General features: G+C 65.2%; 21 protein-coding genes. 8 read left to right on the forward strand and 13 right to left on the reverse strand.

The window, feature by feature from the left end:
* Positions 1–18: 18 nt before the first annotated feature.
* The 6 genes from speB to GR158_RS11415 all read left to right on the forward strand — a co-directional run bounded on the left by speB (position 19) and on the right by GR158_RS11415 (position 5,795).
* Positions 19–1,071: an agmatinase gene (gene speB / locus GR158_RS11390; protein ID WP_134650979.1), complete on the forward strand. Its 1,053-nt coding sequence runs from the start codon at positions 19–21 to the stop codon at positions 1,069–1,071.
* 69 nt (positions 1,072–1,140) lie between these two features.
* The gene (locus tag GR158_RS11395) at positions 1,141–2,229 is read left to right on the forward strand and encodes a PotD/PotF family extracellular solute-binding protein (RefSeq protein ID WP_160871171.1); all 1,089 of its coding nucleotides are present in this window, start codon (positions 1,141–1,143) and stop codon (positions 2,227–2,229) included.
* A gap of 93 nt (positions 2,230–2,322) precedes the next feature.
* Positions 2,323–3,357 carry an ABC transporter ATP-binding protein gene (locus GR158_RS11400; protein ID WP_134650978.1) on the forward strand — a complete coding sequence of 345 codons (1,035 nt, stop codon included), beginning with the start codon at positions 2,323–2,325 and terminating at the stop codon, positions 3,355–3,357.
* The gene (locus tag GR158_RS11405; protein WP_160871172.1) at positions 3,354–4,208 is read left to right on the forward strand and encodes an ABC transporter permease; all 855 of its coding nucleotides are present in this window, start codon (positions 3,354–3,356) and stop codon (positions 4,206–4,208) included. Before GR158_RS11400 ends, GR158_RS11405 begins: the two co-directional genes overlap by 4 nt.
* A complete protein-coding gene (locus tag GR158_RS11410) occupies positions 4,205–5,008 on the forward strand; it encodes an ABC transporter permease (protein ID WP_134650976.1) in 804 nt (267 codons plus the stop codon). Before GR158_RS11405 ends, GR158_RS11410 begins: the two co-directional genes overlap by 4 nt.
* A gap of 4 nt (positions 5,009–5,012) precedes the next feature.
* On the forward strand, positions 5,013–5,795 hold the full coding sequence (locus tag GR158_RS11415) for a carbon-nitrogen hydrolase family protein (RefSeq protein WP_160871173.1): 783 nt from the start codon (positions 5,013–5,015) through the stop codon (positions 5,793–5,795).
* Positions 5,796–6,435: 640 nt separating this feature from the next.
* On the opposite strand, the gene GR158_RS11420 is transcribed toward GR158_RS11415, so the two are convergent.
* The 6 genes from GR158_RS11420 to GR158_RS11445 all read right to left on the reverse strand — a co-directional run bounded on the left by GR158_RS11420 (position 6,436) and on the right by GR158_RS11445 (position 13,276).
* Positions 6,436–8,106, reverse strand: a complete 1,671-nt coding sequence (locus GR158_RS11420; RefSeq protein WP_160871174.1) for an amidohydrolase — start codon at positions 8,104–8,106, stop codon at positions 6,436–6,438.
* 18 nt (positions 8,107–8,124) lie between these two features.
* Positions 8,125–9,306: a serine hydrolase gene (locus GR158_RS11425; protein WP_160871175.1), complete on the reverse strand. Its 1,182-nt coding sequence runs from the start codon at positions 9,304–9,306 to the stop codon at positions 8,125–8,127.
* Between the two features lie 71 nt (positions 9,307–9,377).
* Positions 9,378–10,418 carry an extracellular solute-binding protein gene (locus GR158_RS11430; RefSeq protein WP_160871176.1) on the reverse strand — a complete coding sequence of 347 codons (1,041 nt, stop codon included), beginning with the start codon at positions 10,416–10,418 and terminating at the stop codon, positions 9,378–9,380.
* A 36-nt stretch (positions 10,419–10,454) separates the two neighbouring features.
* Positions 10,455–11,258, reverse strand: a complete 804-nt coding sequence (locus GR158_RS11435) for an ABC transporter permease (protein ID WP_134650971.1) — start codon at positions 11,256–11,258, stop codon at positions 10,455–10,457.
* A complete protein-coding gene (locus GR158_RS11440; protein WP_160871177.1) occupies positions 11,251–12,174 on the reverse strand; it encodes an ABC transporter permease in 924 nt (307 codons plus the stop codon). Before GR158_RS11440 ends, GR158_RS11435 begins: the two co-directional genes overlap by 8 nt.
* Position 12,175: 1 nt before the next feature.
* Positions 12,176–13,276, reverse strand: a complete 1,101-nt coding sequence (locus GR158_RS11445) for an ABC transporter ATP-binding protein (RefSeq protein WP_134650969.1) — start codon at positions 13,274–13,276, stop codon at positions 12,176–12,178.
* 258 nt (positions 13,277–13,534) lie between these two features.
* Between GR158_RS11445 and GR158_RS11450 the strand changes: the two genes are divergently transcribed.
* Together GR158_RS11450 and GR158_RS25130 are read left to right on the forward strand one after the other, a co-directional pair.
* Positions 13,535–14,221 (forward strand): GntR family transcriptional regulator, encoded by a 687-nt coding sequence (locus GR158_RS11450; RefSeq protein WP_134650968.1) that lies wholly within the window; start codon positions 13,535–13,537, stop codon positions 14,219–14,221.
* Positions 14,222–14,299: 78 nt separating this feature from the next.
* Entirely contained in the window at positions 14,300–14,464 is a 165-nt protein-coding gene (locus tag GR158_RS25130; RefSeq protein ID WP_202402243.1) for a hypothetical protein, read from the forward strand.
* 19 nt (positions 14,465–14,483) lie between these two features.
* Here GR158_RS25130 and GR158_RS11455 read toward each other — a convergent pair whose 3' ends face one another.
* The 7 genes from GR158_RS11455 to GR158_RS11485 form a co-directional block, all read right to left on the reverse strand.
* A complete protein-coding gene (locus GR158_RS11455; protein ID WP_160871178.1) occupies positions 14,484–15,329 on the reverse strand; it encodes an amidohydrolase in 846 nt (281 codons plus the stop codon).
* Between the two features lie 183 nt (positions 15,330–15,512).
* On the reverse strand, positions 15,513–17,894 hold the full coding sequence (locus tag GR158_RS11460; protein WP_160871179.1) for an aldehyde dehydrogenase family protein: 2,382 nt from the start codon (positions 17,892–17,894) through the stop codon (positions 15,513–15,515).
* A 9-nt stretch (positions 17,895–17,903) separates the two neighbouring features.
* Entirely contained in the window at positions 17,904–18,857 is a 954-nt protein-coding gene (gene deoC / locus GR158_RS11465; protein WP_160871180.1) for a deoxyribose-phosphate aldolase, read from the reverse strand.
* Between the two features lie 29 nt (positions 18,858–18,886).
* A complete protein-coding gene (locus GR158_RS11470) occupies positions 18,887–19,888 on the reverse strand; it encodes an ABC transporter permease (protein WP_160871181.1) in 1,002 nt (333 codons plus the stop codon).
* The gene (locus GR158_RS11475; protein ID WP_160871182.1) at positions 19,881–21,374 is read right to left on the reverse strand and encodes a sugar ABC transporter ATP-binding protein; all 1,494 of its coding nucleotides are present in this window, start codon (positions 21,372–21,374) and stop codon (positions 19,881–19,883) included. Before GR158_RS11475 ends, GR158_RS11470 begins: the two co-directional genes overlap by 8 nt.
* On the reverse strand, positions 21,371–22,357 hold the full coding sequence (locus GR158_RS11480) for a sugar-binding transcriptional regulator (RefSeq protein ID WP_134650406.1): 987 nt from the start codon (positions 22,355–22,357) through the stop codon (positions 21,371–21,373). The genes GR158_RS11475 and GR158_RS11480 overlap by 4 nt, the downstream gene beginning before the upstream one ends.
* A 1-nt stretch (position 22,358) precedes the next feature.
* The gene (locus tag GR158_RS11485) at positions 22,359–23,870 is read right to left on the reverse strand and encodes a ribulokinase (RefSeq protein ID WP_160871183.1); all 1,512 of its coding nucleotides are present in this window, start codon (positions 23,868–23,870) and stop codon (positions 22,359–22,361) included.
* Between the last annotated feature and the right edge of the window lie 10 nt (positions 23,871–23,880).

Here is a 23,880-nt window from a genome sequence, read left to right on the forward strand (position 1 = left end):
AACAGGTGAGGCAGGATCATGAGCGACACGAAGCTCGAAGAGCTCAGGGCAAAATACGGCGAGAGCCATGGCGGCGACATCTTCGACCCGGCTTTCCGCAAGGTAGCGGACAAGATTTTCAACAAGAGCGGCACGCGTCTTGCGCCCTATGCCGGCGTCCCCACCTTCCTCTCCGCCCCCTATATGCCCGTCGACGCCGAAGCGCCCGATTTCGGCAATCTCCAGGTGGCCATAACAGGCGTACCGATGGATCTCGGCGTCACCAACCGTCCGGGCTCGCGCTTCGGGCCCCGCGCCATGCGCGCCATCGAGCGCATCGGCCCCTACAACCACGTGCTGGATTGCGCACCGGTGCAGGAGTTGCGCGTGGCCGATATCGGCGACGTGCCGTTCCAGAGCCGCTATAGGCTCGAGCTCAGCCACGACGACATCGAGAAGCGCTTCAACCAGATCGTCGATGCCGGCGTCATTCCGCTCGCCGTCGGCGGCGACCACTCGATCACGCATCCGATCATGAAGGCCGTCGGCAAGAGAGAGCCGGTCGGCATGATCCATATCGACGCCCATTGCGACACCGGCGGCCTCTTCGACCAGACGAAGTTCCACCACGGCGGCCCGTTCCGCAACGCCGTGCTCGACGGCGTGCTCGATCCGAAGCGCACCATCCAGATCGGCATCCGCGGCTCCTCCGAATATCTGTGGGAGTTCTCCTACGATTCCGGCATGACCGTCATCCACGCGGAAGAGGTCACCGGCCTCGGCATCCCCGCCATCATCGAGAAGGCGAAGGCGATCGTCGGCGATGGCCCGACCTACCTTTCCTTCGACATCGACAGCCTGGATCCGAGCTTCGCGCCCGGCACCGGCACGCCCGAGATCGGCGGGCTGACGACGCGCGAGGTCCTGGAACTCATCCGCGGCCTCAAGGGCATCAATCTCGTCGGCGGCGACGTCGTGGAGGTCGCGCCGCAGTACGACGCCACGACCAACAGCGCCCATGCCGGCGCCCAGGTGCTGTTCGAAATTCTGAGCCTGATGGTATTCAGCCCTTCCGTGGCGGCGAAAGCCTGACATACAATAGCAACAACGGGAACATGCCGGCGGGTCCAGACCGGTCGGCCTAACAGGAGAAAAACGACCATGCGTGATATCCTCAAGACCACTGTCAGCCGCCGCGCGGTGCTGGGCGCCGGCGTCGCCGGTGCCTCGCTGCTGGCCATGCCGGCCGTCCTGCGCGCGCAGGACAAGTCGCTGAAGGTCGGCGTCTACGGCGGCTACTTCAAGGATTCCTTCGACAAGAACATCTTTGCGGATTTCACCAAGGAAACCGGCATCGCCGTCGAATCCGTCGCCGAGCCGACCGGCGAGGCATGGCTGGTCCAGCTCGAGCAGGCCGCCAAGGCCGGCCAGGCCCCGGCCGACGTCTCGATGATGTCGCAGGTCGCCATGCTCAAGGGCCAGTCCACCGAGCTGTGGGCGCCGCTCGATGTGGCGAAGATCCCGAACGCCTCCAACCTCATCGACCATTTCGTCAACAAGTACCCGGATGGCCGCATCGCCGGCATCGGCGCCGTCGCCTGGTACATCACGCTCGTCACCAACACGGATGTCTACAAGGAAGCGCCGACCTCGTGGAACGCGCTGTGGGATCCGGCGAATGCCGACAAGCTCGGCCTGCTGGCGCTCGTCTCCAACTCGTTCCTGCTGGAAGTGACCGCCAAGACCCATTTCGGCGGCACCAACGCGCTCGACACCGAGGACGGCCTCCTCAAGGCCTTCGAGAAGCTCGCCGAAGTCAAGCCGAACGTGCGCCTGTGGTATCGCGACGAAGCCCAGTTCGAACAGTCCCTGAAGTCGGGCGAAATCCCGATGGGCCAGTACTATCATGACGTGACGGGCCTTGCCGCGGCCGATGGCCAGCCGGTGCGCTCGACCTTCCCCAAGGAAGGCGGCATCATGGATTCGGGCTGCTGGGCGCTGTCGCGCGCCTCCGCCAAGGTCGAGGAAGCCCATACCTTCGTCAACTATATGAGCCAGCCGAAGATCCAGGCGCTCTTGTCGCGCAAGGTCGGCACCGCGCCGACCGTCAAGCGCGATCTGCTCGACCTGACGGCGGAAGAGTTCGCCGCCGTGTCGTCGGACATCGAGCCGATCATTCCGCGCTACGACCTCTACCAGACCAAATCCGACTGGCTGAACCAGAAGTGGACGGAAATGATCGCCGGCTGATAGCCCGATCCATCGAAACCTTGCCCGGCCGCCAGCGTGAAGCCTATGCTGGCGGCCGCGTGCCTTGAACCGAACGCGCCGAGCGGAGAACCAATGTCCGGACTGACCCTCCAGAACGTCACCAAAGAATTCGGCACGTTTACCGCCGTCAGGAACGTCGAACTCACGGTGCCGCACGGCACCTTCGTCTGCCTGCTCGGCCCGTCCGGCTGCGGCAAGACCACGCTGATGCGCATGGTCGCGGGGCTGGATCTTCCCACCAGCGGCTCCATCCGCCTGGATGACCGCGACATCACCAATGTGCCCACCCACAAGCGCGACCTCGGCATGGTCTTCCAGTCGCTGGCGCTCTTTCCCCATCTGACCGTCGGCGAGAACATCGCCTATTCGCTGCGCATCCGCGGCGTCGGCAAGGCCGAGCAGAAGAAGCGCGTCGACGAGCTTCTCGCCATGATCCACCTGACGGGCTACGCCGACCGCCCGGTGGCCAAGCTGTCCGGCGGCCAGCGCCAGCGCGTGGCGATCGCCCGCGCGCTGGCCATCTCGCCCAAACTCTTCCTGCTCGACGAGCCGCTCTCCGCCCTCGACGCCAAGCTGCGCGAGGCCATGCAGGTCGAGCTGCGCCAGCTCCAGCAGCGCCTCGGCATCACCACCATTGTCGTCACCCATGATCAGCGCGAGGCCATGACCATGGCCGACACCGTGGTCGTGATGAATGGCGGCGAGATCCGCCAGGCCGCGCCCCCGGTCGAGATCTACCGCCGCCCGGCCGATACCTTCGTCGCCGATTTCATCGGCATGACGAACCTCATCGATTTCAAGGCCGACGGCGCCGGCACGCAGGTTCTCGGCGCCTCCGTTCCCGGCCTCGTCATACCGAACGGCCTGCCATCCGGCATCATCTCGGTGCGCCCGGAGGATGTGCACCTCACCGCACCGGGCAATGCGCCGATCACGGGCACCGTCACCTTCGTGCGCGATCTCGGCGGCACGATCGAGACCTTCGTGGAGGCCGCCGGCAAGCAGATCGTCGCCGTGTCCATGCCCAATGCCCGCCCCGACGTCGCCGTCGGGCAGAGCGTCGGCATTGCGCTCAACCCCGATGATTGCGTGGTGCTCAAGGCATGAGACGCGAGACGCCGCAGAAACTCACCGATTACAGCCCGCTGGTCTTCCCGGCCGGCATGCTCATCGTCTTCTTCGTCGTGCCCTTCGCGACGATGATCGCGGTCTCCTTCTTCAAGCGCAATCCGTCCGGCTTCTACACGCCGGATTTCGTCTTCGACAATTACGCGCGCTTCCTCAGCCTGTTCTTCGGCAAGGTGCTCGGCTTCTCGCTGATGCTCGCCATTGCGGTGGCCATCTGCTGCATCGTGCTCGCCGTGCCCTTCACCTATCTCCTGTCGCGCGCCAGGCGCCGCACGCAGGTGCTCTGGCTCGTCGCCCTTCTGTCGATCCTGTCGCTCTCGGAAGTCATCATCGGCTTTGCCTGGTCGACCCTGTTTTCGCGCACCGCCGGCATCACCAATCTCCTCGTCATGCTCGGCATCATGGAGCAGCCGGTGGCGCTCAATCCGAGCTTCGGCGCGGTGCTCACGGCGATGACCTACCAGGCGCTGCCCTATACGGTGCTCGTGCTCTATCCCGCGCTCGTGCGGCTCGACCCGACGCTGACGGAAGCGGCGCGCACGCTCGGGGCGTCACCGATCCGCGCCTTCTTCACCGTCGTCGTTCCGGCGCTGCGCAACACCATCGTCGCCACGCTGATCATGGTCTTCATCTTCGCGCTCGGCTGCTATCTGCTGCCGCAGATCCTCGGCCGGCCGCAGCACTGGACGCTCTCGGTGCTGATCACCGACCAGGCGATCTACCAGTCGAACATGCCGTTCGCCGCCGCCATGGCCGTGTTCCTCGTGCTCGTCACGCTCGGTCTCGTCGGGCTCACCGTCTATGCCGGGCGCAAGGGAGAAACCGCATGACCGTGTTTCTCCAGCGCCTCTATTTCGGCCTGATCGGCCTCTTCCTCGCCCTGCCGATCATCGTGGTCGCCGGTGTCTCCGTCAACGAGAAGCAGGATCTCGCCTTCCCGCCCAAGGGCTTCTCGCTTGGCTGGTACGCAGAGATCTTCACCAATGTCGAATGGCGCAACGCGCTTTTCGCGTCGATCACGCTCGCCGCGCTGTCGGCGGCCGTGGCGCTTCTCATCGCGCTGCCGCTCGCCTGGTTCCTGTGGCGGCGCCATGCGCCCTGGGCCAATATCTTCCAGCTGCTCGGCATCGCACCCTTCACCCTGCCGCCGGTCATCACGGCGCTCGGCCTGCTCACCTTCTGGGCGGCGACGGGCTTCTATGGCCAGCCGGCGACGGCCGTCATCAGCCACGCCATCTTCTTCGTGACGCTGCCGCTGGTGACGCTGTCGCTCGGCTTTTCCTCCATCGACCGCTCGTTGGTGGAGGCCGCCGCGACCATGGGCGCGGACGACCGCACGGTCTTCCGCACCGTCGTCCTGCCTCTGATCCTGCCCTATCTCGTCTCCGGCTATGCCTTCGCCTTCGTGCTGTCGCTCAACGAATATATCGTCGCCTACATGACCGTCGGCTTCACCATGGAAACGCTGCCGATCAAGATCTTCAACGCCCTGCGCTACGGTTACACGCCCACCATGGCCTCGGTCACGATCCTGTTCGTCGCCATCGCGGCCACCATATTCGGCCTCGTCGCGCGTTTCGGCGACCTGCCCAAGCTGCTCGGCGCCATGTCGTCGCGCGACCAGGAGTAAGAGCATGCGCATCGCCGCCCTCCAGATGAAAGCCGTCGCCGGCGATGTCGAAGCGAACATGGCCCGCATCGCGGCCGCCGCCGCCGATGCCGCAACGGGCGGCGCGAGCCTGCTCGTCGTGCCCGAACTTGCCGTCACCGGCTATGGCGCGGGCGAGGCGGCCTTCGCGGACCTCGCCTCTCCGGCATCCGGCGACACCGTCGCCCGTCTCAGCGCCATCGCGCGTGAGAACGGCATCGCCATTATCGCCGGTTTTGCCGAGCGCGAGGGCACGGCGGTCTATAACAGCGCCGTCTTCACCGATGGCATCGGCACCAATGCCGTCTACCGCAAATCCCATCTCTACGGCGAATACGAGCGCGCCGCCTTCAAGCCTGCGACACCGGCCTCCGTCCTTGTCGAGCTTGGCGGGCTGAGGCTCGGCATGCTGATCTGCTACGATGTGGAATTCCCCGAGAATGTCCGCCGGCTCGCCCGTGCCGGCGCCGACCTCGTCGTCGTCCCGACCGCCCTGCCGGAGGGCGCCTCCGGCACCTTCATCGCCAATCACATGATCCAGGTGCGGGCCTTCGAGAACCAGGTCTTCGTCGCCTATGTCGATCATTGCGACAGCGACGGCCTTTTCGCCTATGCCGGCCTCTCGCGCATCGCCGCCCCGGATGGCGCGCTGCTCGCCGAAGCCCCGGCGCAAGGCGAGGCCCTGCTTTTCGCCGACATCCGGCCGGCCGACTACGAGGCCTCACGCGCCGAAAACACCTACCTCACCGATCTCGACCGCCCCGCCTGAGCGCTCGGCGGCGGGTTCCAGAGGGCTGCTCCCGGGGACAATCCCCCAAGGCGCCCTTTGATTTTCAAGCAAAATCCCGCGCCGATTTCCCCGCACAGTCAGGTCGCGCCTATAATCGTTTCATCCCGCCCTCGGATACACCGCAAGGCGTTGCGGCGAGGCGGGGTCGGCGCGGGGCGTGAAGGAAGGACGCAGGACTTCACGCACCGGGTCTGCGGAAAATGGTCTCCCTCCGGCAAGGGACGGGCGAGGGGCGTCGGACCGCCTTTTCGACCACGCCTTCGCCGGGCGTGCCTGTGTGGCACACAAGTGGACGGATGCGCCGCGGGGCGTCCGGGGGACGTGTCCCTGTCGCGCGGCGCAGTGGAAGACGATGCCGACCGGCAGTCATGGCTGCGGCATCGTAAGTCTGAGGGCGCGCATGACCCCGTCTGCGGAGGGGCGCGCCACCGTTCCCACGTACCCCGTCATCGCAGAGAGACCGAAGTCGCAGGCAAAAACCGCCGAACGGGGCGCCGGAAGGTGTCACCTAAATACATTTCAGTCGAGGCAGCTTCCGGCGCCCCGTCCGAACGCTTTTTGAAACCACGGGCGAAACCGCCGCGTGGATACGGTCGTTGCCGCTATAGGCGGCCCTTCATCAGGCCTGGTAGGTGATCCGCCCGTCGCAGATCGTCGTGACCGGACGCACCGTCGCGAGCGCCGTGACGTCCGTCGCCTCGATATCGGCCGAAAGCACGACGACATCGGCGAGGTAGCCCTTCTTCAGCATGCCCTTGCGGTCTTCCATGAACTCGACCCAGGCGCCGGTCCTGGTATAGGCGGCGAGCGTCTCGTGCAGCGAGAGACGTTCGTCCTTCATGCCCTCTGCCCAGACGCCGCGCGACATGGCGCACTCTATGGAATGCATCGGATCGAGCGGCGAGACCGGCCAGTCGGTGGCAAACACGATCGGCGCGCCGGCATCGACCAGCGTGCGCCAGGCGAAGGCGTAGGGCCAGCGCTCCTCCCCGATATAGGAGAGGTAGGGTTCGAGCGGCAGGCCGGCGCTGCCCGGCGGATGTGTCGGCTGCATCGAGGCGACCGTACCCAGTTCCTTGAAGCGCGGGATGTCGTCGGGGTGAACCACCTCGATATGCTCGATGCGGTTGCGGCTGTCGCGCTTGCCGTTCGCCTTGATGGCGGCCTCGTATCCGTTCAGCACCATGCGCACCGCGCCGTCGCCGATGGCATGGACCGCGACCGGCAGGCCGAGCTTGTCGGCGGCGATCGCGATGGCGTCGAACTGCTCCTGCGTGAAAAGCGGCTCGCCCTTCCAGCCGGGCTGGTGGGCATAGTCGTCGACGAAAACAGCCGTACCGGATTCCGTCACGCCGTCCATGAACAACTTGACGAAATCCGAGCGCAGCCGGTCCGTATCGAAGCGCGCCCGCCAGGCGGCGGCCTTCGTCTCGAGTTCGGACAGCGGCATGAAGTTCTTCATGTGGAAGGGCATGCGCACCCGCACCGGCAAGCCCACGGTCTTCTCGATCTCCTCGAGCATTTCCAGCTGGTAGAGGCTGCCGTCCATGTTCTGCAGCGAGGTGATGCCGAGCGAGGCGACGTAGGCGAGACCTTCCTTGAGGATCGCGATATCGCCGGCGCGCTCTTCGTCCGTCACATGCTCCGGGTCACCGCCGGTGCCGACGCCGAGCATTTCGCGGCCGCCCGTTTCGCCGAGCGCAGAGACCGGACGGATAGCGTTGCTTTCGCGCAGTTCGCCGGTGGCGAGCCCGTCATCGCCCATCACGATCTCGTTGCCGATACCGACATCGCGGCCTTCCAGGATGCCGCCGCCCTTCAGCGCCAGCGTGTTCGCCCAGGCGGTGTGATGGTCGGGTGCGAAGATCAGCACCGCGCGGTCCGGCAGGATGCGGTCGAGGTGGTGGCGCGTCACGCGCTCGTCGTCGGACAGGACCGTGTAGTCGGCATGCTGGGCGATCAGCAGCGCCCTGTCGGGATATTCGGCGGCATAATCCCGCAAGGCCTTCGCCAGCGCATCGAAGCCCTTCACGCCGGCGAGCGAGAGTTCGCGCAGCTCGGCCGAGCCGCCGAAGATGTGCATATGCGCCTCATTGAAGCCCGGCAGCACCGTCCCGCCCTTGGCGTCGATGACATGCGTGTCGGGACCGGAGAAGGCATCGATCTCGGCTTCCGAGCCGACGGCGAGGATGCGGTTGCCGGCAAGCGCCACGGCACTTGCACGCGGATTGGCGTCGTCCATCGTCAGCACCCGCGCATTGCGGATGATAAAGCTCGCCTCGGCCTGCATGGAATGCTCCTTGAAGGGTCAGATTGCCCGGCGGCAAAGCGCGCGGAAGAAGGTGAAGACGTCCTGGTTCTCCTCGTCGCCCAGCGGTTCGGGCTGGGAGGAGAGCTTGACGATGACGGTCTCGGTGCTCGGATCGACATAGAGCCACTGGCCGTGGATGCCGATCGCGCAGAACGCGCCGTCGGCCTCGCCGGACTGATACCACTGGCTGCGGTAGCGGCCATTCGGCAGGTCGACATTGCGCCCCTGTTGCCAGGCTTCGCGGTCGCCATTGTCCTGCATGTCGCGGATCCAGCCTTCCGGAATGACCTGACGGCCGTTGCGCACACCGTGATTGCGCAGCAGTTCGCCAAGCCGGGCCAGATCGCGGGCCGTGATGGAAACGCCGCCAGCGGTGCGCGGCGTGCCGATGGCATCCACCGTGACCTCGGCATTGTTCCGGGCGCCCATCGGCTTCCACAGCAGATCGGAGGTCAGGTCGGCAAAGCGCGCGCCCGTCGCCCGTTCGATGATGACGCCGAGCAGATCGGCATTGGGCGAGGCGTAGTAGAACGGTCCGCCATGCGGCCGTTCGGCCTTCTGAAGCGTCAGCAGGAAGGAGGCCAGCGTTTCCGGCTCCACATCCGGCATCGGCGGGTTCCACAGCATGGCGCGGCGATAGCGGGCGAACGCGCCGTAGGGGTCGAGATAGGCTTCCTCGAAGTCGAGGCTCACGCGCATGTCCAGCACGTCGCGATAGGTGCAGTCGCCATAAACGCTGCCCTTTGCCTCGGGCAGGTAGTCCGTGACGGGGCGGTCGGGATCGATGATGCCCTCGGCTTCAAGGATGCCGGAGACGACGGCCGTCAGCGACTTGGAAATCGAGAACACGAGGTGCGGCGCGTTGGGATCGGCATGCGGGGCGTAATATTCAGCGACGATCTCGCCCCGGCGCATCAGGACGAACGCGTCGGTATGGGCAAAATCGAGGAAGGCGCGTGCGGTGGCCGCCCCGGCAAGGCCCGTCTCCATCGCCGCATCGAGGAAGGCATCGCTGACAAGCGGCTGCTCCGCGCTGACCAGTTCAGCGGCGATCACGGCCGTCGGCACGAAATCGCGCACGTTCTGGAACGTCCAGCGGCTGTAGGGAGTGGTGCGCCAGTTGGCGAGCGTGACATCGGCACGGGCAAAGCCGTGCGTTTCCTTGAAGGTCTTGATCATGAGAATGCCGCCGGTCTGCGGGAAGGCGTCAAGCCTTCCCGCATATGGCTGTCCTTGTTACATGCGACGCGTTACTTCTGCAGTTCGGTCCAGATCCGGGTGTAGAGCTGCTGCGTCTCCGGCTCGCAGCTCAGCAGGAACTCGCCGGCCTTCTCGTATTCCGGCGGAACGACCAGTTCCGGCGCGGTCTTCATATCCTCCGGCAGGAACTTGTCCGACCCCTTGATGCCGTTGGCATATTTCGCGAAGGCCGAAATCATCGCGGCGTTTTCCGGGTCCATGATGAAGTTCATGAACAGCTTGGCGTTTTCCGGGTTCTTCGCGTCCTTGAGAAGCGCTGCGCTGTCCATGAAGTAGGGGAAGCCCTCCTTCGGATAGCCCATCTTGACATCGGGGTTCTTCAGGCGCGAGCGCATGATGGCGCCGTTCCAGTAGTAGACGCCGGCATAGTCGCCGGAGGGCAGCTTCTCGGTGACGCTGTAATCCATGGCGAGCCACTTGGTCTTGGCTTCCACCAGCTTGTCGCGGACCTTGCGCAGCACTTCCTTGTCGGTGGTGCACCAGTCGCCGCCGAAATACTTGATCGCGGCGAAGAGCACGTCGTTCATTTCCGGTGCGACGTTGATCTTGCCGACCAGTTCCGGCGGCGGATCGAGGAAGATGGCGGACGTGTTGATATCGCCCTTGTAGACCGCGGTGTTGACGCCGATGCCGGTCAGGCCCCACTGCCACGGAACGGTGTAATGACGACCCGGATCCCAGGGAACGTCCACCCAGCGCGGGTCGACGTTCTTGAAGTTCTCCATCTGGTCCGGGCGGGCCTCCTCGATGAGGCCTTCCTTGACCCAGATCTGGACATAGTTGGCCGAGGGAACGACGATGTCGAAGCCGTGGCCGCCGGCGCGGACCTTGGCAAGCGCCGTATCGTTCGAATCGTAGTCGGTCACGGTGACCTTGACGTCGAACTCTTTCTCGAACTTCTTGATCAGTTCGGGGCTCGTATAGTCACCCCAGTTGTAGATGTTGAGTTCGCCTGCGGCCGATGCGCTGTTGGCGAAGGCGAGGGCGGCGACCGCAGCCATTGCCGTCGTGGTGATCCATTTCGATTTCATGTCTGTTCCTCTCTGTCGTTGGTCTGTCGGATTTGGCTATTGTTTTTTCCGGTTGATGAAGAAGAAGATCACGACCAGCACGGTCGAAAGCGCGAGGAACACGGTGGCGATCGCGTTGATCTCGGGCGTGGTTTCACGGCGAAGCTGTCCCAGCATGTAGGTGGGCAGCGTATCCTGCCCGCCCGATTTGACAAACTCGGTAATCACAACGTCATCAAGCGAAATGACGAAGGCCAGCATGAAGCCGGCGATGACGGCCGGCCGCAGGAGCGGCAGCGTCACATGACGGAAGGTTTGCCAGCGCGAGGCGTAGAGGTCGGCTGCCGCGCGTTCCAGCGTGAGGTCCATGCTTTCCAGCCGGGCGCGGATCGGCAGATAGGCAAAGGGAATGCAGAAGGCGGTGTGCGCGAGGACGAGGTATCCGAGGCCGGAATAGCCGGTCCAGACCTTGATGCGCGAGAAGACGATCAGCAGCGCAACGGCGGTGACGATTTCCGGCACCATCAGCGGCTGGTTGATCATCGCGTATTTCAGCGTCTGCCCGCGATAGGGCGCGGTGCGGGTCGTGGCGAGCGCCGCCATCAGCGCCGCGACCGTCGCGAGGCTTGCCGCCCAGAGCGCGATGATGAGCGAGCGGATCGCCGCGTCCTGTACGGCGGAGTTCTGCCATGCCGCCACGAACCAGCGCCCGGAAAAGCCGCCCCATTGCGACAGCGATTCCGCGTCGTTGAAGGAATAGACGACCAGCGCGCCGATCGGCAGGTAAAGCGCGAAGAAGGTGAAAAGCGTGATGAAGCCGAAGCCCGGCTGCGACTTGATGTCGAAACGCGATCTAAACATGTCCGGACCCTCCGCGCGAGGCGTTGCGGACATAGACGATGAGAGCGACCATCACGATGATCATCAGCGTGATCGACATAGCCGCACCGAGCGGCCAGTTGCGGCCGGCGCCGAACTGCATCTCGATCAGGTTGCCGAGCATCATGTTCTTGCCGCCGCCGAGAACGCGCGGGATGACATAGGCGCCGAGCGAGGGGATGAAGACCAGGATCGAGCCTGCAATGATGCCGGGCTTCACCAGCGGGATGACGATCTTGCGCAGCACCTGGAAACGTGTCGCGTAAAGATCGTATCCTGCCTCGACCAGCCGGAAATCCAGCTTCTCGATGGAGGCATAGAGCGGCAGCACCATGAGCGGCAGATAGACATAGGTCATGCCGAGCAGGTTGGCGGTGTCGGTATAGATGATCTGCAGCGGGCTCTTGATGATGCCGAGCCATATCAGCGCATTGTTGAGAAGGCCTTCGTTGCGGATGACCTGCTGCATGGCGAAGGTGCGGATGAGAAGGTTTGTCCAGAACGGGATGGTGACGAGGAATACCCAGATTTCGCGGGTATGCGGCGGCCGTGTCGCGATGAAATAGGCGGTCGGGAAGCCGAGGATCAGGGTGAGGATGGTGGTGAAGAACGACAGCTGGATGGAGCGCCAGATGATCGAAATATGCGCATCGGCCAGTCCGAGCGTATCGTCGAAGATATCCCGCTGGAAGAAGACCGAGGTCCAGCCATCGAGCGAGAATTCCCAGGGCTTCACATCCCCGTAATCGCCCTTGACCATGAAGGAGTAGAGCAGCATCACGAAGAGCGGCCCGATCGCCGCCACGAAGATGATGACAAGGGCCGGCGCGCTCAGGAGCCAGCGGGAGCGGATATCCTGTTTCCTGGCCTCGATCGCGACCTGTTCTGCGCCCTTCATCTCAGTCCCTCAGAATCTGAGCGACGTCGTCGCTGAAGTCGATGCCAACCGTATCGCCTTTGGAAAAGCCGCAATGGCCGCTGCGCGCATTCTGCTGGCGCACCATGAAAGCGGTGCCGTCGTCCAGTCGCACGTGAACATGCGTATCGGTGCCGAGATAGACGATATCATGCACGACGCCCCGCAGCGCCGACGTGCCGGTCGGCGCGCCCGCGCGGGCATGTTCGGGCCGAACCACGACGGTGACGGAGCCGTTCGGCGTCACATCCGCGGGGAAGCTTGCGGAAATTTCGGCGCCGGAAGAGAGCCGCACCCGCGCCCGGTTATCCGCCACGGAGACGACGTCGGCCGAAAGGAAATTGGTCTCGCCGATGAAGTCGGCGACGAAACGCTCGGCCGGGCGGTCGTAGATATCCCAGGGCGAGCCGACCTGACGAACCGTTCCCGCCGACATGACCGCGATGCGGTCCGACATGGTGAGCGCTTCTTCCTGGTCGTGGGTGACGAAGACAAAGGTGATGCCGGTTTCCAGCTGAAGACGCTTCAGCTCGATCTGCATCGACTTGCGAAGCTTGAGATCGAGCGCCGACAGCGGCTCGTCGAGCAGGAGGACCTTCGGTCGCGGGGCCAATGCCCGGGCAAGGGCGACACGCTGCTGCTGGCCGCCGGAAAGCTGGGTGACCGGATTGTGGCCACGGCCGTCGAGATGAACGAGCTTCAGCATGTCGTTGACGACGGAGGTTATCTCCGCCTTCGGCCGCCCCAGCATCTTGAGGCCGAAACCGATATTCTCGGCGACCGTGAGGTGCGGGAAGAGAGCGTAGTTCTGAAAGACCGTGTTGACCGGGCGCTGGTTGGGCAGAAGCCCCGAAATATCCGACCCGTCGAGCAGGACCTGCCCTTCGGTCGGCATTTCGAAACCGGCGATCATGCGCAGGAGCGTGGTCTTTCCGCATCCCGACGGGCCGAGGAGCGTGAAGAATTCATTGGGGCGGATATCCAGCGTGACATTGTCCACGGCCTGGAAGTTTCCGAACCATTTCTTGATACCGTGCAGGCCAATGGCACCGCCATGCGCCGCAGTCGTTCGCGATTCAGTCATCGGTTCCCCGTTCGTCGACCGACACCCGAGACTTCCTCTGTCCGGATCGCCGGCTTACCATTGTCTGACCGTCGATCACGGCTCTTATGTGATATGCTTGTCTTGCTTATGATCACAACAAATCATAATTTGATCAAATCTGTAAAGGGTCATTTTCGGCTTCGCAACATTATCAGTTCTGCGTGCAATCTACCGAGAATTCAGCCCTGAGTCGGCTTTTGGCACAGATTGGCGGACCCGCACAGGGAGGGTAAGGGCATGCTGGTTTCCGAGCGGCGGGAAGAGAGCGAATCCGCCAAGCAGTGGGTGTATCGTGTCCTGCGGCACAGCATCATGACAGGCGGTTTCGAACCGGGGGAACCGGTGACGATCAACGGCCTTGCCGACATGCTTGGCGTCAGCGCCATGCCGGTGCGCGAAGCGCTGCACCGGCTCGTCTCCGAAGGTGCGCTGGAACTGCTCGACAATCGCCGGGTCCGCGTACCGGATCTCGATTCCGCCGGTTTCGATGAGGTGCTCGAGGCGCGCATCGCGCTGGAGACGCGCGCCGCCGAACGGGCGATGCCCTTTATAGACCCGCCTGCGCTCGCCCGTATGCGTGCCTTCGACCGACAGGCGGACGAGGCATTGGCCGCGGGCGATTTCCGCCGGCTGGTGGAAGCCAACTTCGCCTTCCACCGCGCCCTGTATGAGGCGCGCCCGGGCACCGTGATGCTGCCGCTGATCGAATCCCTCTGGCTGCGTCTTGGCCCCTTCATGCGACGGGCCGGCGAAAACCTTTCCCAAACCTACCAGGTCGATCGCCACGCCGAAGCGCTGTTGGCCATAACAAGACAGGACGCCGAGGCGCTGAAGGCCGCCATCACCGCCGACATACGTGACGGTGCGGGCCATCTCGGCCGCGGGCATTTCGAACGTGTGGCGATCACCGGCAGGGCAGATTAGGCGAGCAAGCCACACCGCTCTTGCATTGCATGGCGAAGCACCGGTAAGTCAGCGGTGCTGCCATCGGGAGGAAACGCCTTGGACGACGACAATGTAGTGAAGTTCGAACGACGCAAGCCGCAGCCGGAAAAGAAACCCGCCGCCGAACAACGGCTCCAGGCCGGGCACATCTGGCTCGCCGTGCTTGCCGTGATCGTGCTGGCGTGGGCCTACTATCAGTTCATCGCGCCGCAGACGCTCTGACCGCTGCGGCAAGCCGGCGCTACGCTCGCGGGCTGATCTTCCACAAGCGGCGCGCATTGTCCGAGAGCACCCCGGCCTTTTCCGGCAGGCTGACGCCCGACAGAAGCGCATGCGTGGCGCCGATCCAGGTTGAGAGGCCGCCGCCGAGCGTGCAGACCGGCCAGTCGCTGCCCCAGACCATGCGGTCGAAGCCGAAGCAGCGCACGACGTGGGCGAAATAGGGTTTCAGGTCCTCCAGCGTCCAGTTTTCCGCGCCATAGGCCGGAATCCCCGACAGTTTGACCGTGACGTTGGGGCGCCGGGCGATCTCCGACAATGGGCCCTTCCAGAGATCGTACCCGCCGCCGGCGATGTCCGGCACGCCGCAATGATCCAGCACGAAGGAGACATCGGGCGCGAGATCGACAAGGGCGATCGCCCGTTCGATCTGGTGCGGCTTGACGCAGAGATCGAAGGTGAGCCCGCTGCCGGAAAGCCTTGCGATGTTTTCGCGGAACAAGGCCCCTTCCGACACATCGTCCGGCACGACATGCAGCACGCGGCGGAAACCGCGCACGAAGGGGTTGGCGCGCACGCGCTCGAGATAGGCGGGAAAGTCCGGCAGCTCCGGCCGGCAACTGGCAATGGCGCCGACGAGCAGGCTGTCCGCAGCGGTGGCGAGCGCCTCGATGACCTCCGTCTCCCGCGCGATGTCCGTCTCGGCGACATCCACTTCCATATGCAGCGAGGCCGCAATGCCGAGACGCCGGGCCTCCCTGGCGTAAAGATCGTGGGTAAAATCGGCGTTGAGAGGCGGCACGTCGGCAAGCCAGGGATAGGTCAGACGGTCCCGATAGACGAGATGCAGGTGGGTATCGATGATCATGATGCGTGCCTCCTCCGCGCGGCCACACTGCCACAGAGGAATTGATCATTCAAATACGAATTAAGCCGGGGATGCGCTGGTCACTGGAGGTCGTGCGGATGCGATATGCCGCGGGTCCAGGGTGTCAAAAGTCGAGATCGGGGACGGCGGGGCGGGGAGGCTGTCGCTCCCCGCCTGTCTTGGTCATTCGCCGTAAGGCAGCCAGATCGTCTTCACCTGGCTGGCGCGGCGCAGATACTCCTGGCCCTGGCCGAAGCGCGGATCCAGCCAGTCGCGCAGGCGGCCGAGATCGGACCAGACCGGCTTGAGGTTGCCGGCCGACGCCACTTCCACCATGCGCGAGCCGTCCTCACTTCCGCAGTACCAGAGTGCTGCCACGTCGTCGTGCTCGGCAAGCGTCTTTGCCAGCACATCGCGCTCGCCGGTCAGCAGATTGACGACGCCGGCGGGAATGTCCGACGTTTCGAAGACCTGGTAGAGGCGGGCGGCGATGAGCGGATGCGCCTGCGAGGCGACGGCCACGACGCGGTTGCCCATGGTGATCGCCGGCAGGATCAAGGAGAGGAGGGCGAGAAGCGGCGCCTCGTCGGGCGCCACGACGCCGATCGTGCCAAAGGGCTCGTTGACCGTCATCGTCACGTGCTGCGATTTCGTCGCGGTCACGGCGCCGTCGAACTTGTCGGCCTGCGCGGCATACCAGAAGCACCGGCGGATCGCCGCCTCGAACTCCTCTTCCGGTTTCGCGACGGCACCCGTTGCAGCGAGTGCCGCCACGAATTCATCGCGGCGCTGCTCGAGGTTTTCGGCGAGGAAATAGAGCACCTGCGCGCGGTTATGCGCGGTCACGCCGCCCCAGGCGGTCGCCTTGTTTGCCGCTTCGACGGCGTTGCGCACATCCTTGCGGTTGGCGAGGCCGGCCTCGCCGATGGCCGCACCTGCCTTGCCATAGACCGTGTAGCTCTGGCCGCCGTCCGGCCGCGCCTGCTTGCCGCCGATATAGAGCTTTGCCGTCACGTCGATTGCCGTGCGGTCGGCCTTGCCCGTGGCAGGGGCCACATCGATGGGGGCGGCCGAGACGGCGCGGACCTTGCCCTGCTTGTCCCAGCCGGTGGTGAGATATTCGAGCATGCCGGCGCGGCCGCCCTCACGGCCATAGCCGCTTTCGCGATAACCGCCGAAGGGGGCGGCGGCATCGAACATGTTGGTGGCGTTGATCCACACGACGCCCGTCTTGACGCGCGCGGCGAGCTCGATGGCGCGGTTGACGTTCTCCGACCAGAGAGAGGCGGCCAGGCCGTAGCGGGTGTCGTTGGCGAGCGCGACGGCCTCGTCCAGCGTGCGGAAGGTGAGCGTCGTTGCCACGGGGCCGAAGATCTCGACCTGCGACACGCTGTTGGCGGGATGGCTGTCGGTGAAGAAGCCCGGCGTGCAGAAGGCGCCCTTTTCCGGCAGGGCCACGGGAGCGAGATTGAGCGTTGCGCCCTCCTCTTCACCGGCCTTCAAAAGGGTCTTGATGCGCGAAAGCTGCTTCATCGAGACGACGGCGCCCATGTCCATCGTCTTGTCGAGCGGATCGCCGATGCGGAGCGTCGCCATGCGGGCTTTCAGCTTGTCGAAAAAGCGCGGCGCGACGCCTTCCTGGACGAGGAGCCGCGAGCCCGCGCAGCAGACCTCGCCCTGGTTGAACCAGATCGCATCCACGACGCCTTCGACCGCGGCATCGAGATCGGCATCCTCCAGCACGATGAAGGGCGACTTGCCGCCGAGTTCCAGGCTGAGCTTCTTGCCCGAGCCGGCGATCTGGCGGCGGATGATACGACCGACATCCGTCGAGCCGGTGAAGGCGACCTTGTCGACATCCGGATGGCCGGCAATGGCGGCTCCCGTCTCGCCGTCGCCCTGGACGATGTTGACGACGCCGGCGGGCAGGCCGATCTCGACGAGAAGTTCGGCGAAGGCGTGCGCGGTCATCGGCGTGAGGTCGGCCGGCTTGAGCACGACCGTGTTGCCGGCCGCAAGCGCCGGCGCGACCTTCCAGGCGAGCATCAGCAGCGGGAAGTTCCACGGAATGATCTGGCCGCAGACGCCGACCGGCCTGTGTTGCGGGAACGCGTCGGCGACGAGTTCGGCCCAGCCGGCATGATGGTAGAAGTGGCGCGCGACGAGCGGGATATCGATATCGCGGGTCTCGCGGATCGTCTTGCCGTTGTCCATGGTCTCCAGCACGGAGAAGAAGCGCTCGCGCTTCTGGATGTGGCGCGCGATGGCATAGAGATATTTCGCGCGCTCATGGCCCGGCAGCGCCGACCATTCGGGGAACGCCGCGCGCGCAGCCGCGACCGCCGCATCCACATCATCAGCGGTGCCCTTGGCGACACGGCCGATGACGTCCTCCGTCGCGGGGTTGACGACATCGATGAGATCGCCGGCGGCGCTCGTGAACCTGCCGTCGATGAAATGGCCGATGCCGGCGGAGCGGGCGGAAAGCCAGGCCTTGACCTCTGCGTTGCTTTCGGGAGCGGGGCCGTATTCCATGGTCTGCATAATGTCCTTGATGGAAGGCATGGTCTAACCTCAGGCCAGCGCGTGGCGGTTGGCGGCCGAGTAGCGGCCCGTAATGTGATGTTCGAGCTGGCGTTCGATGTCGCCGAGCATGGAGGACGCGCCGATGCGGAAGAGATCGGGCATCATGAAGCGCGTGCCGAGTTCCTCCTTCATGAGGATCAGCCAGTTCATCGCATCCTTGGCAGTCTTCAACCCGCCGGCCGGCTTGAAGCCGACCATCTGGCCGGTGCGGTCCTTATAATCGCGCAACGCCCGCACCATGGTGAGCGACACCGGCAGCGTGGCATTGACGTCTTCCTTGCCGGTCGAGGTCTTGATGAAATCCGAACCTGCCTGCATCGCGACCATCGAGGCCTTGTAGACGTTGGAAAGCGTCTTGAGGTCGCCGGTCGCGAGGATCGCCTTCATATGGGCGTCGCCGCAGGCTTCCCGCATCTGGCGCATCTCGTCATAGAGTGCCGACCAGTTGCCGCGCAGCACATGCTCGCGGGTGATGACGATGTCGATTTCCTTGGCGCCCTGCTCGACGGCGTAGCGGATTTCGCCGAGCCTGAGCGGCAGGGGCGTGAGGCCGGCGGGAAACCCCGTCGCGACGGAGGCGACCGGGATGCCGCTGCCTTCGAGCGCCTTCACGGCATGGCCGACCATCGTCGGGTAGACGCAGACCGCGCCGACCGTCAGGCGCTCGATGCCGAGCGCTTCGAGAATATCGGCGCGCACCGGTGCCTTCGCCTTGGCGCAGAGACGCTGGACGCGGCCTTCGGTGTCGTCGCCCGCCAGCGTCGTGAGGTCGATGCAGGTGATTGCGCGCAGCAGCCACGCCGCCTGCCACTCCTTCTTGACCGCGCGCCGGGTGGGCAGGGTCGCGGCACGACGCTGCGCGGCCGACAGGTTGACCGAATGGGTCTCGAACCAGTCGAGCGTCAGCGGCGTGCCCTCGGGCCGGGGGAAGTGATCTGTCATGGTGGTTTCCAGCGATTTTTCTTGCGGTTTCATGCCCGGCCTCTGCGGATGTCGATGAAGCGGTTGAGAAGGATGGCCGCGACGATGATCAGGCCCGTCACGGTCATCTGGTAGAAGGAACCGAGCCCGAGCAGGTTGAAGATATTGCGCAGCACTTGCAGCAACATGACGGCAAAAAAAGTGCCGAGCACGCCGCCACGCCCGCCAAAAAGCGATGTGCCACCAAGCACCACCGCTGCGATGGCGTCAAGTTCAAGCCCCTGTGCGGCGGTCGGCTGGCCGATGCGCAGGCGCGATGTGAGGAGAATGCCGGCGAGCGCGCTCATGACGCCGGACACCGTGAAGACGAGGACGAGAATGCGGGTGGTCGGCAAACCCGAAAGTCTTGCCGCCTCCGCATTGCCGCCCGTTGCATAGACGGATTCGCCGAACACCGTGAGGCGCAGCAGCGCGCCGGCGGCAATGCACAGCACGACGAAGATGAGCCCCATCGAGCTGACCTGCAGGCCGGGCAGCACCGGGACCATGGTCGAGGAGATCGCGCCGAAGGATGGCGGCAGGCCGGAGACGGGCACGCCATCCGTCAGCAGGTAGGTGATGCCGCGGAACGACACGAGGCCGGCAAGCGAGACGATGAAGCTCGGCACCTCGGCCAGCGCGGTGATGAGGCCGATGACGGCGCCCGCAAGTGCGCCGGTCAGGATGGTGATGGCCAGTGCGGGCACGATCGGCATGCCGCCGGCAAGCAAGACGGCGACGAGCATGCCGCACAGCGCCACGACCGACCCGACGGAAAGATCGATATTGCCCGTCAGGATGACGAAGGTCATGCCGACGGCCACGACGCCGACCACGGCCGCCTGCTGAAACAGGTTGGCAATGTTGGTCGAGGTCAGGAAGTTCGGCGACAGGATCGCGGCGATCGCGACGACGACGAGGAAGATCGCGATGAAATTGTACTCGATCAGAAGATCGGCGACGCGACGCCCGGAAGTGCGTGCCGGCGCAACGCCCGTCACAGTATCAGTCATGATGGTGGTCTCCGAGAATCTGATGTTTCAGGATCGTGTCCTGATCGGTGGTGGCGGGGTCGAAGCGGGCGATGTTGCGCCCCTCATGGAACACCCAGATCGTGTCGCAGGCGGCGTAAAGCTCCTCCAGCTCGGACGAGGCGACGATGACGGCCGCCCCATCGGCGGCCAGTTCATCGACCAGCCGGTAGAGATCGGCCTTGGCGCCGATGTCGAGGCCGCGCGAGGGTTCGTCGAGCAGCAGAAGCCTGGCGCCCTTGATGATCCACTTGGCCAGCACGACCTTCTGCTGGTTGCCGCCCGAGAGCTGGATGACCTTCTGCTCCGGTGAGCCGTATTTGGTGGAAAGCTGCCTGAGCACCGGCACCGTCTTCGCCTTGAGCTCGCCGTGCCGCGCGAGGAACTGCCCCTGCATGGCGGGCAGGGTGGCGTTGCGATAGATCGGCGCGTCGAGGATGAGGCCTTCCGTCTTGCGGCTCTCCGGCACGAGACCAAGGCCGGCGGCGATGGCATCGCGTGGCGTCTTTGCCTTGTAGGGCTTGCCGTAGAGCGACATGCGCGCCTCGTGCGCGTCGGCCCCGAACAGCGCCTTGAGGAAGGATGTGCGGCCGGAGCCATTCAGCCCGGTGAGGCCGGCGATCTCGCCGCGCCGCAGTTCGAAATCGCGGATATCGAGGCCGTTCGCTGCCGTCAGACGATCGACCTTCAGCACGACCTCGCCGGTGACCGGCGGCCGCTCGCGGCGCTCGACGAAGCCGCGATCGCGCCCAAGGATGGCTTCCACCAGCGCACTGTCGGGCGTGCCCTCGACATCGAAGGTCTCGATGGTGCGCCCGCCGCGCAGCACGGTCACGCGGTCGCCGATCTCGCGAAGCTCACCCAGGCGGTGGCTGACATACAGGATGGCGACGCCCTGCGCCGTCAGTTCGCGGATGACGCGGAAGACGGATTTCAGCTCGGTCTCGTTGAGTGCCGCCGAAGGCTCGTCCATGATGATGACCTTGGCCTCGCGCGTCAGCGAACGGGCAATCGCGGTCAATTGCTGGTTGGCGATGGAAAGGCTGCCGACGCGGTCCTCCGGCGTGAAACTCGCGCCGACCCGGGCAAGCGCCTCGCGGGCGCGCGCCCGGCGGCTTCGTTTATCAAGGAAGCCGAAGCGCGACGGCGGGTGGCCGAGGAAGAGGTTTTCCGCCACCGTCAGCTGCGGCACGAGATCGAGTTCCTGATAGATCATCGAGATCCCGGCGCGCGCCGCTTCCGCCGGCGCGCGGAACTGCACGGGCTTGCCGTCCACCTCGATCCTGCCGGCCGATGGCGATAGCGCGCCGGCGATGAGCTTGAGGAAGGTTGACTTGCCGGCGCCATTCGCGCCGAGAAGGCAATGGACCTCGCCCTTGCGCACGGCGATATTGGCCTCGTCGAGCGCGATGATGCTCGGCGGGAAGCGTTTCGACAGGCCCTCGATCGTCAATACGTCCGGCGTCATACGCCCTCCTCCAGAATGCGGCGTGCCGTAACCTCGTCGGTCACGAGATCGGTGACGTAGCCCGCGCGCAGGCAGGCCGCCGCGATGCGGTGCTTGTCCTCGCCCGCCGCGACACCGATCACCCGCTCCTTGGCCGCAAGCGCTTCCAGCTTCAGACCGATGGTTCGGTCGTCGAGCTGGGTGTCGGCGATGCGGCCGTTGCGATCGACGAAGCGGCCCATGATGTCGCCGACGGCCTCCAGATCGCGCAGCCGCGCAATATCCTCGTCGCCGAGATAGCCGGAACCGAGCAGGACTGACTGGGATGTGAGGCCGCCGAGACCGAAGCAGAGCACCGGCGCCTCTTCGGCCAGCGCCAGAACGCGGCCGAGAATGGGATCCTGTTCAAGCGCCTGGCGGGTGGATTTCGAGCCGATGATCGCCGGCACGGGCAGCAGCGTCGCGCGCCCACCCGTCGACTGCGCGAATTCCTCCGCGACGGCGGAATTGCGGCTGCTGGTCGCCGTCAGCGCGGTCGATCCGTTGACGAGCACGACATGAAGCCCAGGGCACCAGTCCTTCGGAAGCGCGCGGGCGACCGCCGACATGGTGCGCCCCCAGCTGACGCCGATCAGCTTCGGCTTGGGGCTGAGGCTTGCCAGATGCGTGGCGGCGGCCTGGGCGACGCTGTCGATGACGAGGCTGGGGTCGTCGATCTCGCCGGTCGGCACGACGATGGCCTCCTTGACGCCGAAGCTACGCTGCAATTCGAGTTCGACCGTGGTCCTGCGGCCGGCGCGCGGCGTGATCTCGATGCGGACGATGCCCGCCTCCTTCGCCTCGGTCAAAAGCTTGCCGACCTGCCAGCGCGTGAGGCCGAGTTCGTTTGCGATTTCCGACTGGGTGCGGTCGAGGTCGTAATAGAGCTTGGCGACCTGGACGATCAGGTGATCGCGCTGATCGGAGGAGGGCAGGCGAGCGGAATAGGGATTGCGTTCTGCCATGTCACGCCTCCCTCTGGCGGCTTGCCAGCTGGTGGAGCACCGGCCTCAGCCGTTCCGTCGCATCCTGATAGAGCGGCAGCATCTTCTGGAACCATTCGGCGCGCGCCGGATCGGGCAGCAGTTCCTTCGACGGCGCCACGCAAGCGGCGGCGGCGGCGCGAAGATCCGGGAACTCGCCGATGGCGGCAGCGGCTGCGGCCGCGGTTCCGACGAGCGAAAGATTGTCCTCGCGCGCGACCTGCACCGGCTGACCGATGGCATCCACCGTCGCCTGAAGCCAGGCGGCGTTCTTGACGATGCCGCCCGCCATCATGACGCGGTCCACGGAAACGCCGCGCGCCTTCAGCACCGACAGCACATTGGCCGAGCCGAGCGCGATGGAATCGATCGAGGCGGCATAGACGTCCGTTCGGGTATGGCCGAGCGTCAGGCCCATCAGCGCCCCGCGCAGGGCGGCGTCGCGATAGGGCGTACGGTTGCCCATCATGTAATCCAGCGCCAGCAGGCCTTCCGATCGCGACGGATTGGCCGCGACATCGGCGATCAGCGCGGCGTGGCCGGCGGCATCCAGCCCGAACATCTCGCCGGCAAGCCAGTTGAGCATCGAGCCGGCCGCCACCTGTCCGCATTCGACCAGCCAGCGGCCGTCGTTGAGCGCGTTGGGGTAGGGGCCCCAGAAGCCGGAAACGTCGGACTCTTCTGCTAGCTGCACCAGCTGGACGATGGACGTGCCGCCGATGAACAGCATGCCGCCGGGCTCGATGGTATCGGCACCGAGGATGCCGATATGGGCATCGATGCCGCCCTGCGCGACGACGGGCCGGTTGTCCAGTCCCAGTTCTGCCGCCATCTCGGCGCGCATCGGCGCGATCACGCCGCCGACGGGCACGATGCGCTGCGGCAGGCGCTCGGTCAGGTCCGGAATGCCGAAAGCTTCATAGACCTCTGGCACGAACCGGCCGACGGCGCTGTCGTAGTTCCATTTGCAGGCGGCGTTCATTCGTGAGCCGACCCATTCGCCCGTCAGGTCGAAATTGACGTAATCGAGCGCCTCGCAGACGACCTCGGCGGCATCCCAGATGTCCCGGCGGTTGCGCTTCAGCCACATGGCCTTGGGCACCAGCCATTCGACGGCGTCAGAGCCGCCGCAATAGCGCATGACGGGATGGTCAAGGCTCGCCGTCTCGCGCGCTTCGGCTTCAGCGCGGCAGTCCATCCAGAGCAGGGCGGGCGAGAGCGGCGTGCCGTCGCGCCGGCAGATCGCCACGGTGGAGGCGGTCGTGGCGGTGCAGACGGCATCGACGGTGCGCCGGCCCGCCTTTTCGAGCACGGCGCGGCCGGCCGTGCGCAGGGCCGCACGCCACTCGGCAGCGGATTGCTCCGCCCAGCCGGCGCGCGGATAGTGCGTCGCGTAGGCCGCCTCCGCCTGGGCCAGCATCTGGCGCCGGTCCGTGTCGTAGACGCCGGCGCGAAGGCCGCCCGTACCGAAGTCGAAGCTCAGGATATGAGCCATGACCGATGAT

It is taken from the genome of Shinella sp. AETb1-6 (genome assembly GCF_009826875.1).
Taxonomy (GTDB): domain Bacteria; phylum Pseudomonadota; class Alphaproteobacteria; order Rhizobiales; family Rhizobiaceae; genus Shinella; species Shinella sumterensis.